This is a genomic window from Vibrio harveyi, assembly GCF_030060435.1.
GTDB lineage: Bacteria > Pseudomonadota > Gammaproteobacteria > Enterobacterales > Vibrionaceae > Vibrio > Vibrio harveyi.
Window position 1 is genome coordinate 53,064 of record NZ_CP125876.1, and the last position, 14,061, is coordinate 67,124.

At 44.9% G+C, this 14,061-nt stretch carries 15 protein-coding genes; 12 read left to right on the forward strand and 3 right to left on the reverse strand.

What is annotated here, in order from left to right; genetic code table 11:
• Positions 1-53 precede the first annotated feature (53 nt).
• From QMY49_RS16690 to katE2, 9 genes are all read left to right on the forward strand, one after another.
• A complete protein-coding gene (locus tag QMY49_RS16690) occupies positions 54-884 on the forward strand; it encodes a putative capsular polysaccharide synthesis family protein (RefSeq protein ID WP_050903254.1) in 831 nt (276 codons plus the stop codon).
• On the forward strand, positions 884-1,915 hold the full coding sequence (locus tag QMY49_RS16695; protein ID WP_009697149.1) for a glycosyltransferase: 1,032 nt from the start codon (positions 884-886) through the stop codon (positions 1,913-1,915). Before QMY49_RS16690 ends, QMY49_RS16695 begins: the two co-directional genes overlap by 1 nt.
• Positions 1,916-1,923: 8 nt before the next feature.
• Positions 1,924-3,231 carry an oligosaccharide flippase family protein gene (locus tag QMY49_RS16700; protein WP_069219152.1) on the forward strand — a complete coding sequence of 436 codons (1,308 nt, stop codon included), beginning with the start codon at positions 1,924-1,926 and terminating at the stop codon, positions 3,229-3,231.
• A gap of 2 nt (positions 3,232-3,233) precedes the next feature.
• A complete protein-coding gene (locus QMY49_RS16705; RefSeq protein ID WP_047515229.1) occupies positions 3,234-3,623 on the forward strand; it encodes a VanZ family protein in 390 nt (129 codons plus the stop codon).
• A gap of 151 nt (positions 3,624-3,774) precedes the next feature.
• Positions 3,775-4,095, forward strand: coding sequence for a N(4)-acetylcytidine aminohydrolase (gene yqfB / locus QMY49_RS16710; protein ID WP_283315543.1), 321 nt, complete (start codon positions 3,775-3,777; stop codon positions 4,093-4,095).
• 50 nt (positions 4,096-4,145) lie between these two features.
• On the forward strand, positions 4,146-4,733 hold the full coding sequence (locus QMY49_RS16715) for a TetR/AcrR family transcriptional regulator (protein WP_009697152.1): 588 nt from the start codon (positions 4,146-4,148) through the stop codon (positions 4,731-4,733).
• A 102-nt stretch (positions 4,734-4,835) separates the two neighbouring features.
• Positions 4,836-5,867, forward strand: a complete 1,032-nt coding sequence (locus tag QMY49_RS16720) for an NADP-dependent oxidoreductase (protein ID WP_283315548.1) — start codon at positions 4,836-4,838, stop codon at positions 5,865-5,867.
• 15 nt (positions 5,868-5,882) lie between these two features.
• Entirely contained in the window at positions 5,883-6,500 is a 618-nt protein-coding gene (locus QMY49_RS16725; RefSeq protein WP_050932435.1) for a glutathione S-transferase family protein, read from the forward strand.
• Between the two features lie 300 nt (positions 6,501-6,800).
• Entirely contained in the window at positions 6,801-8,237 is a 1,437-nt protein-coding gene (katE2, locus tag QMY49_RS16730; RefSeq protein ID WP_005451376.1) for a catalase KatE2, read from the forward strand.
• A 201-nt stretch (positions 8,238-8,438) separates the two neighbouring features.
• Here the strand turns inward: katE2 and QMY49_RS16735 are convergent, their stop codons facing one another.
• Positions 8,439-9,317 (reverse strand): NAD(P)-dependent oxidoreductase, encoded by an 879-nt coding sequence (locus tag QMY49_RS16735; protein WP_005451374.1) that lies wholly within the window; start codon positions 9,315-9,317, stop codon positions 8,439-8,441.
• 116 nt (positions 9,318-9,433) lie between these two features.
• Positions 9,434-9,802 carry a DoxX family protein gene (locus QMY49_RS16740; RefSeq protein ID WP_045404742.1) on the reverse strand — a complete coding sequence of 123 codons (369 nt, stop codon included), beginning with the start codon at positions 9,800-9,802 and terminating at the stop codon, positions 9,434-9,436.
• A 101-nt stretch (positions 9,803-9,903) separates the two neighbouring features.
• Here QMY49_RS16740 and QMY49_RS16745 point away from each other — a divergent pair, with 101 nt between their 5' ends.
• Complete coding sequence (locus QMY49_RS16745; protein ID WP_283315555.1) at positions 9,904-10,791, forward strand: LysR family transcriptional regulator; 888 nt, start codon at positions 9,904-9,906, stop codon at positions 10,789-10,791.
• A gap of 62 nt (positions 10,792-10,853) precedes the next feature.
• Here QMY49_RS16745 and QMY49_RS16750 read toward each other — a convergent pair whose 3' ends face one another.
• Positions 10,854-12,725: a fructose-specific PTS transporter subunit EIIC gene (locus QMY49_RS16750; protein WP_274791074.1), complete on the reverse strand. Its 1,872-nt coding sequence runs from the start codon at positions 12,723-12,725 to the stop codon at positions 10,854-10,856.
• 233 nt (positions 12,726-12,958) lie between these two features.
• Here QMY49_RS16750 and QMY49_RS16755 point away from each other — a divergent pair, with 233 nt between their 5' ends.
• Both QMY49_RS16755 and QMY49_RS16760 read left to right on the forward strand, forming a co-directional pair.
• Positions 12,959-13,258 (forward strand): PTS fructose transporter subunit IIB, encoded by a 300-nt coding sequence (locus tag QMY49_RS16755; protein WP_005441202.1) that lies wholly within the window; start codon positions 12,959-12,961, stop codon positions 13,256-13,258.
• A 12-nt stretch (positions 13,259-13,270) separates the two neighbouring features.
• On the forward strand, positions 13,271-14,047 hold the full coding sequence (locus QMY49_RS16760; RefSeq protein ID WP_017188665.1) for a PTS sugar transporter subunit IIA: 777 nt from the start codon (positions 13,271-13,273) through the stop codon (positions 14,045-14,047).
• Positions 14,048-14,061 lie beyond the last annotated feature (14 nt).

Sequence of the window (14,061 nt, forward strand, 5' to 3'; positions counted from 1 at the left end):
ACAAATAGAAATGGCGAAGAGCAAACAATTTAAAGCTATCAAGGATAGGATAAATGAAATATTCAATCTCTCGACAATTTGAGAAAAACCGAGAACTTCAAGCAGACAATTTCGTGCTGGTTTACCAAATGGGTAAAGTCGGTTCGTCGTCTATTGAGCATACTTTGGGTGAGCGTAAAATTCCGAGCTACCACATCCACACGTTTGATGATCACGAAGAGTTCCAGATGTACCACAATAAAAAAGATGTGAGTAAATTCTTCGACTTTAAAAACCGCACCATGTATCGCCTTGTTCTCAACAAAAGAAAACGCATCTTACAAAAGCGCGACAACATCAAGATTGTGACTCTGGTACGTGACCCAATTGCAACGGTTTTCTCCCGCTTTTTCCAAGACCTGCATATTCAATTCATCGAAGGCAAGAAAAACGACGCTATCCATCGCGATATGGATGTGACTTACAAACATTTAGAGCATTGCTTCGATAACTACCTTAACCTTAATTATTTTGCTAACTGGTTCGATAACGAGCTTAAACGTAACTTCAACATCGATGTACTTCGCCAAGAGATTGATAACACTCAACCTTTTTATACATTCAGTAGTGAAAAGGCGAGTGTCATTCTAATTAAATGCGAACAGCTGAGCTCCCTTGATAAAGAGATCGGTGAGTTTCTTCAGCTTGATGATTTTATTCTTAAAAACAGCAACGAAGCAAAGAACAAGTGGTATTCCAATATCCATCAGTACTTTAAAGAGCATTACGACTTCTCCAAGCTTTTCTACATGTACGATCTTCCTCTTTATCGTCACCTTTACTCAGAGCAAGAGCGTGAAGCATTTAAGAACAAGTGGAAGCAAACTCCAGGGACCAAAGCATAATGAAGAAAGTACTGCACATAACCGAAGCTTTTGGCGGTGGGGTTCAAACAGCACTCTACAGCTACGTTCACTCTTCGCGTAGCGAAGCATTCGAGCATTCATTGCTTGCTCGTGCTCGCTCAAATGATATGACTAATGAATCAAGCAACCATGTCTTTAGCCACACAAAATGGGTAGAGGGCAACTTATTGCAATTCATGAAGGACGCAAACGCATTCATTGCGGAGATCAAGCCAGATTTTGTTCACTTGCACTCAAGTAAAGCGGGCTTCCTCGGTCGATTCTTAAAGCTCGGTCATGCTCGCCTTATCTACACGCCCCACTGTTATGCATTTGAGCGTGAAGATATTTCCAATTTTGCCAAACAGATTTACAAGACGTTAGAAAAAATCGCGCTCAAAAAAATCGATGTTGTTGCTGGGTGCAGTCAACGCGAATGCGATTTAGCCATCAGCATAGGCGCTAAGCGCGCTGAGTTACTCAATAACTACGTAACCTATGGTAGCGAAGAGCGCAGTCCAAATACTAACAAAACTCAACTGAAATTGGTCATTCTAGGACGAGTCGCTCCACAAAAAGATCCTCAGTTCTTGCTTGATACACTCGGTCAAATCAAAAAGGCTGAGTTAGCACATGATATTGATATCACTTGGATTGGTGGCGGCGAGAGAGAGCTTGAAGATCAGTTACGTGCACAAGGTATTAAAGTCACGGGCATGATTCCACGAGATGAAGTCGTTAGCCTACTCAAAACTTCGGATTTGTACTTACATACTGCAGCTTGGGAAGGTATGCCGCTGACCATTCTTGAAGCGGCGAAGCTGCATTTACCTATGGTCATTCGCTCTATCGGTGCCACCAAAGATCTTAACTACCCTTTCTTGGCACAAGGTCCACAAGAGATGGCAAAACAAATCACCCATTGCATTAATCACTACCACGATATTGACTTCAATCAGTACTCAAAGGAGCTCAATGAAACATTTAGTGAAGAAAAACAACGAATCGCGCTAATCAGCATTTACAGCTAGAGGATCAAATGCTTCAACAACTACAACAAAAGCGCGCAGCCACTCAGAACAAGGAAAAAAGTCTGTTTTCCCTCGGCTTTCAAACCGCAGTTACCCGTGTTCTGAGTGCTGGTTTTGCGTTTCTTTTAACGCTCATCGTTTCCCGAGTCACAGATGCATCGACATCAGGGCAGTTTTTCTTTTTGTTTAATCTCGCTTACTTCACTGCCATTATTTCTCAGTTAGGATTTGATGTTTCGCTTGTTAAGTACAACGCTATTGGTTTCTCGAATAACAATAGTGAGGAACAGAGCAACAACTACCGTATCGCGCTAGCACGAAGTCTGTTGTTTAGTGTAGCAGCGTGTACTTTTATCTACTTGGCATTCAACTTTTTCCCTAAACACGTAAACACAACTGGCGTTTCCGACGCTGCACTGGCACTTGCTTTGTTGTCGATCCCATTACTCGTTATTGGGCAGACAAATAGCCGAGTATTGCAAGCCTCTAGACGAGTTGTCCCCTCGCTATTTGCGTTACAACTCGGCGTGAGCTTCTTTATGGTTGCGCTGGTATTAGTGGCTCAGAGAGCTTACTCAATTGATGCAGACCTCCTTATGATTTTACTCGTCATAGCAACAGGGGCTGTCGCTCTCCAATCGAGCATCAAATGGCTTAAGTCTGATCAATATAGTCATGGGAAAACGGATAAAAATACCGAGCTAACCTATTCAGCAAAACAAGTTTGGTTTGGCAGCATCTTTTCCAATTTGGTTCAGTGGGGCAGCTTGGTCATTGCGGGTTTCTTTCTCGCAACTTCCGATCTTGGCTTACTCGCAGCAGCACAACGCACCTCATTACTCATTGGCTTTGTGTTAGTCACAATTAACTTCGTCGTCGCTCCGATGTTTGCTTCTCTCTATAAGGAAGGAAAACTAGATCGACTGCAAAGCCTTAGTCGTTTGGCATGCCGTGCAAATATTGGAGCAGCAATGATTCCCGTGGTTGTGTGCGTCGCCTTTCCTGAGTTTGTTATGCAACTGTTTGGCAAAGAGTTTACTGCAGCTGCGCCCTTACTCGTTGCATTGTCGCTAGGGCAACTAGTGAATGTGGCAACAGGTTCAGTTGGGTTTTTATTGCTTATGAGTGGACATGAAAAGACCATGAAATACATCACTATCGTATCTGGTGTTATCTCCATTACATTACTGGTCACACTCTCTCAATGGTACGGCGTATTAGGCGCAGCTTGGGCAATGGCGATAGGTTTAGCAATCCAAAACTTAGCCGCACTCTACTTCGTGAAACGTTATCTTGGCTTTTTTCCAGTGGGGTAAATATGACAAATACGATTGCACGAATTAGCTTTATCGGAGTGTTACTACTGACGATTTCTCTATCGCTTTGGAAGAGTTCTGATATCAGTCATGCCACGTACCAAAATCTAGAGAATTATGTCGGCGGCTCAAGTACGTTACATTTTACCTTTAGCCTTTTGATTGGTTTTCTAGCCGTGTTTAACTTCCCTAAATGGGTGACAGCAACAAACGCAGACATGTTTGGTATTCGGTTACTGATCGTCCTATTGTTTATCGTCTCTTTAGAGGAGTTCAGCCAATTATTTATCGCAACTCGCTCCTTCAGTTTTGATGACTTAAGCACTAATTGGATCGGTATTATATTAGGTTATTTCTGTGCCAAGCTTCTAAAAATCATTGTTAAACAATAACATTTTCGGCGCACTCAACACTCTAAAGCGACAAACTACACACCTCGAAATAGCGACTCTACATAGGCGTCTTTGGTGAGCACTTTTTTGGATATTTTTCTTAAAGGGCGAGATATACTCTCGCCCTATTACATTAATATGAGCATCGGTTATGTCTTCACATCCAACTAAAATAACCTTCTTTGAATTCCTAACACCACTTATCACTGCAGGTAAAAAGACAATCACGATTCGTGATGAATCAGAAAGCCACTACGTGCCCAATACCGAAGTGGAAGTGTTTACCTTAGAAACAGATCGCAAGGTATGCGACATTAAAATCCTGTCAGTAGCACCACTGAAGTTTGATGACATCAATGAGTTCCACGCAGAGCAAGAAGCGATTGAACTGACAAAACTGAAAGAACTTATCCGTGAGATCTACCCAAATATCGATGAGCTGTATGTGATTGAATACGAACTGATCAAGTAAGATTTACAAATTACTAGACGACTGGTCTAATCGATTTTATAGTATTAGTCATGAATGCAAAAACGAACGATACACGCCAACACATTCTTGATGTCGGCTACCAGTTGGTAGTGACCAAAGGTTTTACCAGTGTTGGACTCTCAGAACTATTAAAGGTAGCGGATGTGCCGAAAGGCTCTTTCTACCACTACTTCAAGTCGAAAGAGCAATTTGGTGAGGCATTGATTGAAGATTACTTCTCTCGCTACCTTAAAATGATCACAGCCCACTTTACTGAAAGTGAAGGCTCTGGTTCCGAGCGCCTATTGAGCTACTTCGAGCGCTGGATGGCGATTGAAAATGGTCAATGTAATGCCAACAAATGCTTGGTGGTGAAGTTGAGCGCGGAAGTTTCTGATCTTTCAGAAGCAATGCGTGTAAGACTGGCTTCGGGTGCCACTCAAGTGGTGAAAGCCATCGAAGATTGTGTCCAAGCGGGCATTGAAGACGGCTCTATCCAAGTTGAATCAGCAGAACAAACCGCCCACTTGATTTATCATCAATGGATTGGTGCAAGCTTACTCAACAAACTGTATCAGGATCGTTCCGGCTTAATACGCAGCTTTGAGAGCACTCAAAGTATGCTAAAAGGCAAATAACGAACCACACTTAATCCGCCTTATCTTTACCCAAAAAGTACGGCGGATTTTTTAGGAATAAAAACTAGACGACTGGTCTAATAATTAATGTAGGAACTTACCATGACCCAAACGCTTAACCGTCAAATCGTATTGGCTAACCGTCCAAAAGGTTCGCCAGTCCCAGAGAACTTCCGTTTAGAACAAACTGCTATCCCTACTCCAAGTGAAGGTGAAGTGCTTCTGCGCAGCGTATACCTATCTCTCGACCCATATATGCGCGGTCGAATGAATGAAGGCAAATCCTACGCAGATCCTGTTGAACTAAACGACGTAATGGTTGGCGGGACCGTTTGTCAGGTCGTGGAATCGAAGAACTCTGACTTCCAAGCAGGCGAATGGGTGGTAGCTTACACAGGTTGGCAAGATTACGCGCTATCTAACGGCGAAGGTCTATTTAAATTAGGTAGTGAGCCGACGCATCCTTCTTATGCCCTTGGTGTGCTTGGTATGCCTGGCTTTACCGCTTATGTGGGTTTATTGGAAATTGGTCAGCCTAAAACTGGTGATACCTTAGTTGTCGCTGCTGCAACCGGTGCGGTCGGTTCTATGGTTGGTCAAATCGGTAAGCTAAAAGGTTGTCGTGTAATCGGTATCGCAGGCGGCGCAGAGAAGTGTCAGTACGCAAAAGAAACCCTAGGCTTTGATGATTGTCTTGATCACACCGCAGATGACTTTGCAGATCAACTAGCAGCAACATGCGACAAAGGTATCGATGTCTACTTTGAAAACGTAGGCGGTAAAATCTTTGATGCCGTGTTACCTCTGTTAAATGTCGGCGCTCGCGTGCCACTTTGTGGTTTGATTTCTCAATACAACGCGACAGCGTTACCAGAAGGTCCCGATCGTATGTCGATGTTGATGGGCAACATCCTGGTCAAACGCATCAAGATGCAAGGTTTCATCATTTTTGATCACTATGAGCAAAGCTACACAAATTTCGTGAAAGATGTAAGCCAATGGCTAGCGGAAGGCAAAATCCACTACCGTGAGCATTTAGTGGAAGGTTTAGAAAATGCACCAGAAGCATTCATCGGTCTGCTGGAAGGCAAAAACTTCGGCAAACTTGTTATTAAAACTAATCAACCTGTATAAGAAAAGGATTCTTCTATGATTAAACTGCATCACTTAAACCAGTCTCGTTCAAAACGCATCATTTGGTTACTAGAAGAGCTGGGCGTAGATTATGAAGTCATACCTTACCTTCGTGACAGTGTCACCTTTCTTGCTCCACCTGAGCTCAAGAGCATTCACCCACTCGGCAAGTCACCCGTATTGGAAGATGGCGACGAGATCGTTACAGAGTCTGGTGCCATCACTGAATACTTAATTGAGAAGTACGCGGACGGGCGTTTTGCACCAGAACGTGGCAGCAAAGCTTACACGCAATACATTCAATGGATGCACTTTGCAGAGAGCTCAGCCATGGTTCCATTGCTTCTCAAAATGTTTGTCGCTAAAGATGGCGTGCAAACGAATTTCCTAGCTGACTATGCAGATGCGGAAACCATGAAAGTCATGGGTTACGTTGATCAAAGCCTTAAAGGAAAAACCTACTTTATTGAAGAGCGGCTAACAGGCGCGGATTTCATGATGTCGTTTATTGTCGACATCCTAAACAAGTTTGGCGTTATTGAGCGTTTCCCTAACATTCAACGCTATGGTGCACAGCTTGCCACTCACCCAGCATTCCACAAAGCTGAAGAGCTAGAGGTAAAGTATGGCTAACTTAATGACTGCCAATCTGCGCTGAGTAGCCTAAGTTTCTGTCTATTTCCGATTTAATTGAAATAGACAGAAATTATTCATATAAGCCACATTCAAGAACAACCTTTAATCCATACGACAAATAATGTTAATTGACACAAAGGCATTGTTTAACAAGCACTTAAAGCATAGGTGATACCTATCACACTGATTGCTAATAACAGTTTTTTTATTCTCAGTTGCAGCGCTATTCTCCTTGCATAACTTTCGAGCAGTTGCCGAAAAGTCGATAAATAATCACTATATTGCAAGGAAAATCAAATGAGCAAAAAACTGACTACAGCAGCAGGTTGCCCTGTCGCCCATAACCAAAACGTTATGACTGCTGGTCCTCGTGGCCCTCAACTATTACAAGACGTTTGGTTCCTTGAAAAATTAGCGCACTTTGACCGCGAAGTGATCCCAGAGCGTCGTATGCACGCAAAAGGCTCTGGTGCTTACGGTACGTTCACTGTAACGCACGACATTACAAAATACACTCGCGCGAAAATCTTCTCTGACATCGGTAAAAAAACAGAACTATTCGCTCGCTTCACGACCGTAGCTGGTGAGCGCGGTGCAGCAGATGCAGAGCGCGATATCCGTGGTTTCGCACTAAAATTCTACACTGAAGAAGGTAACTGGGACTTGGTTGGTAACAACACACCAGTATTCTTCCTACGTGACCCGCTAAAATTCCCAGACCTAAACCACGCAGTAAAACGCGACCCTCGCACTAACATGCGTAGCTCTACCAACAACTGGGATTTCTGGACATCACTACCAGAAGCATTCCACCAAGTGACTATCGTAATGAGCGACCGTGGTATCCCAGCTTCTTACCGTCATATGCATGGTTTTGGTAGCCACACATTCAGCTTTATCAACGCAGAAAACGAGCGTTACTGGGTGAAATTCCATTTCAAAACTCAGCAAGGCATCAAAAACCTAACTGACCAAGAAGCAGAATCAATCGTCGGTAAAGACCGCGAAAGCCATCACCGTGACCTTTACGAAGCGATTGAGCGTCAAGACTTCCCTAAATGGAAGATGTACGTACAGATCATGCCTGAGCTAGAAGCGGATGAAGTCAACTTCAACCCATTCGACCTAACAAAAGTGTGGTCTCAAAAAGACTACCCACTGATCCCAGTTGGTGAGTTTGAACTGAACCGTAACCCAGAAAACTTCTACGCAGAAGTTGAGCAGTCAGCGTTCAACCCAGCAGCAGTAGTCCCTGGTATCGGCTTCTCTCCAGATAAGATGCTACAAGGTCGTCTGTTCGCTTACGGCGATGCTCAGCGTTACCGCCTAGGTGTGAACCACCATCAAATCCCTGTGAACGCACCTCGTTGCCCTGTTCACAGCTACCACCGCGATGGCGCAATGCGCGTTGATGGCAACTTTGGTTCAACACTGGGTTACGAGCCAAACTACAAACAAGAATGGGCAGAGCAACCAGATTACTCTGAGCCACCTCTACGCATCAATGGCAACGCTGATCACTACGATCACCGTGTAGACGAAGACTACTTCAGCCAAGCGGGTGACCTATTCCGTCTGATGAGCGAAGAGCAACGTCAAACTCTGTTCGACAACACAGCTCGCGCAATGGACGGTGTGCCAGAGTTCATCCAACAGCGCCACGTTCAACACGCATACCAAGCGGACGAAGCGTACGGCAAAGGTCTTGAGATTGCACTAGGCTTAAACAAGTAAGCGAACGCTGTAATCATCACACTGTGTGATTAAAAGACATAAAAAAGGAGGTGCTCTACAGCACCTCCTGATTTCAAATCACTAATCCTTAATCACAGGTCACTAATCACAACCATACTCAAGGAGATTCATTATGATTAACTTAGATTTCTTTAAGCTCTTTGATACCAAAGAACTGTTTATCTATTACTGATTCATCAACTACTGATTTTTAGCGACCGCTTTGATCAGTACTGATGTATCCATGCGACCTAAGCCATCACGCTGAAGGTCTGCGTATTGCTCATCCACTTTCTTCGTCAGTGGAAGTTCTAGACCCACTCGCTCTGCTTCTTGCAGACAGAAACCCAAGTCTTTGCGCATCCAATCAATAGCGAAGCCAAAATCGAACTTATCTTCCGCCATCGTATTTGCGCGGTTTTCCATCTGCCATGAACCTGCAGCGCCGTGCTTCAACGTTTCTACAACTTGAGCGATGTCCAAGCCTGATTTTTGTGCCAACAGCAAAGCTTCACTCAAACCTTGTAAAACGCCACCAATACAAATTTGGTTTACCATCTTACAGCGTTGACCCTGACCGTTTTCACCCAGTAGTGTCATCTGCTTCGCGTACACATCCATCACTGGAGACACACGGTCAAAAATGCTTTGTTCACCACCACACATGATGGTTAGGACACCATTTTCTGCACCTGCTTGACCACCAGAAACTGGCGCATCAATGAAGTGATTGCCGTATTTAACACACGCTTCAGCCAGTTCTACCGCTAGATCTGCAGAAGTCGTCGTGTGGTCCACTAACACTGCATCCGCTTTCAAGCCGACCAGAATGCCTTCTTCACCGTAAACAACGCTACGAACGTCATCATCATTACCCACACAGGTAAAAACGATGTCACAGCCTTCTGCCGCTTCACGTGGCGTTTCACAAGCCACGCCTTGGTATTCTTCAGCCCACTTGTCAGCTTTCGCCTTTGTGCGGTTGTATACTTTGGTTTCATAGCCCGCTTTACTTAGGTAACCAGCCATTGGGTATCCCATCACACCCAGACCAATAAATGCTACTCTTAGTTTTTCCATTGCAAGCCTCCTTGAATTCGAAATAAGTGACGTTTTGAAACTATTACTATTTGAAACAGTTACTATTTGAAACATGTTACTAAAGATTTCAGAACATTACTTGCAATAATTTCGTCTTAAATAAGCGCAACAAACTCAATCAAAGGCGAAGCTACCAAAAGTGACAATAAAAGCGTCACAATAGACGGAATCGCATCTTTCCAAGTATCAAAACGAAAATGGAAAAACATAGCACCAACGGAGGTGAAAACAATAAAACTTGCACCTATCGCACTTAACAAGTTGTTCGCCGATAGCAAGCCAATTAACATCAAAATTGCACCCGTTACCTCAACCAGTCCAACCAAAAACATAGCGGCACGGTTCAATCCATATTTATGAAAGAAAGCGAGCTGTGGCTCAAAAATCGGCTTCACCCAACCGATGATTTTGATAGAACTGGCAAACAAGAAAAACGCGATTAACAACCCTTGAATAAACACCATAATTTTAACTCCCGAACAGATGATGGAAGCATTAAAGCATTCCACTTGAAACTTAAGGAGGGTAATATTTAGCTACTTATCATTCCAAACAGGAATGCCTCATGGATAAATTTGATTGTTTGAAAGTCTTTTCTCGTGTCGCTCAGTTAGGTTCATTTACCTCTGCCGCCAATGAGCTCAATACCACTCAGAGCGCAGTGAGTAAGAAGATCGCGTGGCTTGAGAGAGAAATTGGCATCACTTTGTTTCATCGTCATGCTCGCGCTATTAGCTTAACTTCTGGTGGAAAGCAGTATCTCGAACTGGCGCAGACACTCACAGAGCAAATGGATACCTTCGAGTCGCAGCTTAGACGAGAGCAAGCGTCGGTCTCTGGCGAGCTCAAGCTTTCAGTACCGAGTGCGTTTAGCGTTCGCTTGTTATCTGCGCCGCTGAATGAGTTTCTCAACCAACATCCGGAGCTTAGCGTCGATGTGTCAGTTTCGGACAAGTTTGTCGATTTAGTTGAAGGCAATGTTGATATCGCGATTCGTGCCGCCTACCTAAAAGACTCGGGGTTAAAAGCGCGTTGGCTGATGGATAACGAATTGGTTTACTTCGCGTCTCCCAACTACCTCGACAAGAACAAACCTATCCATATCGCTAACGATTTGAGCAAACATCTTTGTTTAACCTACTCACTCTCTAATCCATCTAACTTGTGGCGTTTCAGCGATGGTGATGAAGCCATTAAAGTCAAAGTGAAAGAGCAGGTGCGAAGTGATAGCCCCGAGATGTTGGTGCAAATGGCAAAGCTTGGGCAAGGCATCGCGGCAATGCCAAAATGGATGGTAGAACAAGAGCTTAACAACGGTGAACTGATTCAAGTACTAACGCAATATCAATCAGTTAAGCTACCAATGTACATGGTTTACAAAGATAGTGAGTACCAACCTCAGCGAATTCGCACTTTTATTGATTTCTTGGTTAAGCACTTTTCTCAGGGATAAAAAAGCTCCATCAAAAATGATGGAGCTAACTAGCAGATAGCCTGAGTTAGGGGGCTACATACTTAAGGGATTCTTTTCGCCTGCAACAGTGCTGCCGCATTGAGCATCGCGTCTTTAGTGCTGACATCCAGCACCTTCATTTTTCTGAATCGCTCCGGCTCTTTGATGGCGACATCGTGAGCGAAGATTACAAACCTCGCCTTGGCGATATCTTTGTCAGTGATTCGGTTAATGATGCCGTTCGCACCTTGCGTTTCAACCTTGATCTTAATGCCTAACGCACAGGCAGCTTTTTCTAGTGACTTCGCCGCTAAGAAGGTGTGCGCCACACCTGATGGACAAGACGTCACGGCAAGAATGTCTGCTTCGCCCTCGCCTTGCACAGACGTATAAGCTTGAGATTGACCGACAGAGCTATCGTCTTCTGTGACTGTCTTCTTAAGCGCAATAACAATCAATGCTGTAGTAAGCGAACCTGCAATTGTGCCAACTATGTAGCCAATCTTGCCGTCCACAACTGGCAGCACAATCCAGCCGCCCCACGGAGCATGGTTAATGACATGGAACATAAACCCAATCACGTTACCGACGATACCACCAGCAACAATCGCAGGCAGTACGCGAGCTGGGTCACCCGCCGCAAACGGAATTGCTCCTTCGCTGATGCCAATCATACCCATGATGCCCGCGGCTTTACCCGCTTCACGTTCATCACGTTTAAACTTACTTGGCGATAGAAAAGTTGCTAACGCCATACCCAAAGGCGGGGTACAAATCGCGATACCGACACCACCCATCAACCACGGCTGAGTATTCACTTGAGTCTGAGCAAACAAAGTCGCCACTTTGTTGATAGGACCGCCCATATCAAACGCCGTCATTGCACCCAGCACGGTGCCCAACATCACTTTGCCTGAGCCCGCCATACCCGTGAGCACATCGTTCATGGTTGTCATTGCGCTGGCGATCGGTGAGCCGATCACCCACATCACAGCGCCACAGGTGACAAACGTACCAACCAGTGGGTAGATAAAAATCGAGCCGAGGGAGCTCATGCTGTCCGGCAATTGAATCTTCTTCAGTAGCCAAACCACAAAGCCGGCGAAAAATCCGACGACAATCGCGCCCAAGAAGCCAGTGTTGTAATGACTAACCGCAATCCAAGATCCAATCATTCCCGGAGCAAGACCAGGCTTATCAGCGATCGAATAGGCAATGTAACCACCTAATACCGCGGTAAATAGTGTCAGACCAGCAATACCCATTTTGGCGATATCAGCCAGAATGCCTTCTTTCGGAACCCCACCATGACCTGAGATCATCACAGAGAGAGATAGCAATACACCGCCCGCGACAATAAACGGGATCATATGTGAAGTGCCGAACAGCAAGTGCTCTTTCATTCTGCTCAGCTTTTGTGCCCAAGGGCTAAGGGGTTCGGATGCGAATTCCAGAGGATCTAAACCTGAGTCGTTTGCGTTCGACTGAATGTCAGTGAGTAGTTCGTGTGCTTCATCCACTGATTTCGCCGCTTTTAACTTATTGACGAAACCATCTTCAATGATTTTGGTGGAGATTTGTGCCAAGACTTCGATGTGGTGATGATCATCCCCATCCGGAGAGGCCAGCATGAAAAATACGTCAGACAGTTCGCCGTCATCAGCACCGTAATCAATCCCTTTGCGGCTGATGCCTACTGCGACTGCAGGTTTTGCGACCGCATTGCTTTTGGCGTGAGGAATGGCAATACCCTCGTCAAAACCGGTATTGCCAATCTCTTCTCGTTTCCAAATGTCCGCCAAGAACTGACTTTTGCTAGTGAGCTTGCCCGCAGCGTCCAACAATTCGACGAGCTCTTTGAGCGCTTCATCTTTGGTTTGAGCCTGCAAATCCAAGCAAATGGTTTCCGGTTCAATAAGGTTTAATATGTCCATTGTTTGTACCTTGCAATGTTCACGCTCGAGAGTCATGAGTTATTTGTTCCATCTATGACTGTGTACAGAGTAACCAACACTCGTCCTTTCCAATACAGGACAAAAAGTGCATTAACTGGATTAATGTAACATGAGATTTAAACTGTGATAGAGCTCTTGCGATTATCTGCTTTAAATCCATCCTTCCGACGGTCACTATGCTAAAATCCACAAAAAAATAAAGTGGATAGAACATGAAGATCGTAGCGGTGACAGCGTGCCCTACAGGCATCGCTCATACTTATATGGCGGCAGATGCACTAATGAAAGCTGCGCCTAAGCATAACGTACAAATTAAGGTTGAGACGCAAGGTGCAATGGGTATTGAGAATCAGCTCACTCCCCACGATATTGCACAAGCGGATCGTGTCTTAATTGTGTCCGATATTGAGATTGAACAACCAGCTCGCTTTGAAGGCACCAACAAAGTCCAAATCCCGATTGAAGACGTGTTACTCAATGTCGATAAAGTATTCCTTGTACACTGTCGATGATACGCTGTGCTGATGAACGAATACCAAATCACCTTTTTTGTCGACGATATTAATGCCAGTGCTCATGTCGCACAGCCCCTCAATCGCGTCGCCAAAAAGTTCAAAAGCACATTACACATCATCAACATAACCCAAAATCGCGTCGCTGAACTCACTAAGTCAATCGCGGTTTTACAAGTTGGCTTGCAGCAAGGCGACTTGTGTCAAATCACGGCTATTGGTATTGACGCCGAGCTTGCCTGTTTCGTTATCAAAGATATGATTGCTGAGAACTTCACCGTTGTGGGTTCTCACATCAACTACGAGTTCTCAAGCCAACTTGCTGAGCGTCTTCCGCAAATCTGCCCGCCTTGTGAAATTAAATGGCATTACGCCAAAGCGCACACTGAGCTCACCAAGTTTGAGTGCTTGAAAGGGCTAGCGCAGCTTATTCATCCGATTCACCCAGACGAACTCATTCTCGCCTTTATCAAACGCGAAGAACGATCTTCGACCGCAGTCACACCAGGCATTGCCCTGCCCCACGTCATGTTCGAAGGTGTGGACCACATTTCTATCGCAGTGATCGCCAATGAGATACCGATGGATTGGGCATCTAAAATGGGTGAAGTGCATCTTGCCATAGCATTAGTAATGCCAGCAAAGCCCACACGCGAGCACATCATTGCAGCGACCAACTTAACTCGTAACCTGCTGACCGACCAAATGGCTGAGCGTTTACTGCTAACAAAAAGCAGCGTCGACTTACAGGCACTTCTGATGTACGCCATGTCGAGGCTGCTTGCTTAACCTTTACCGTTTTA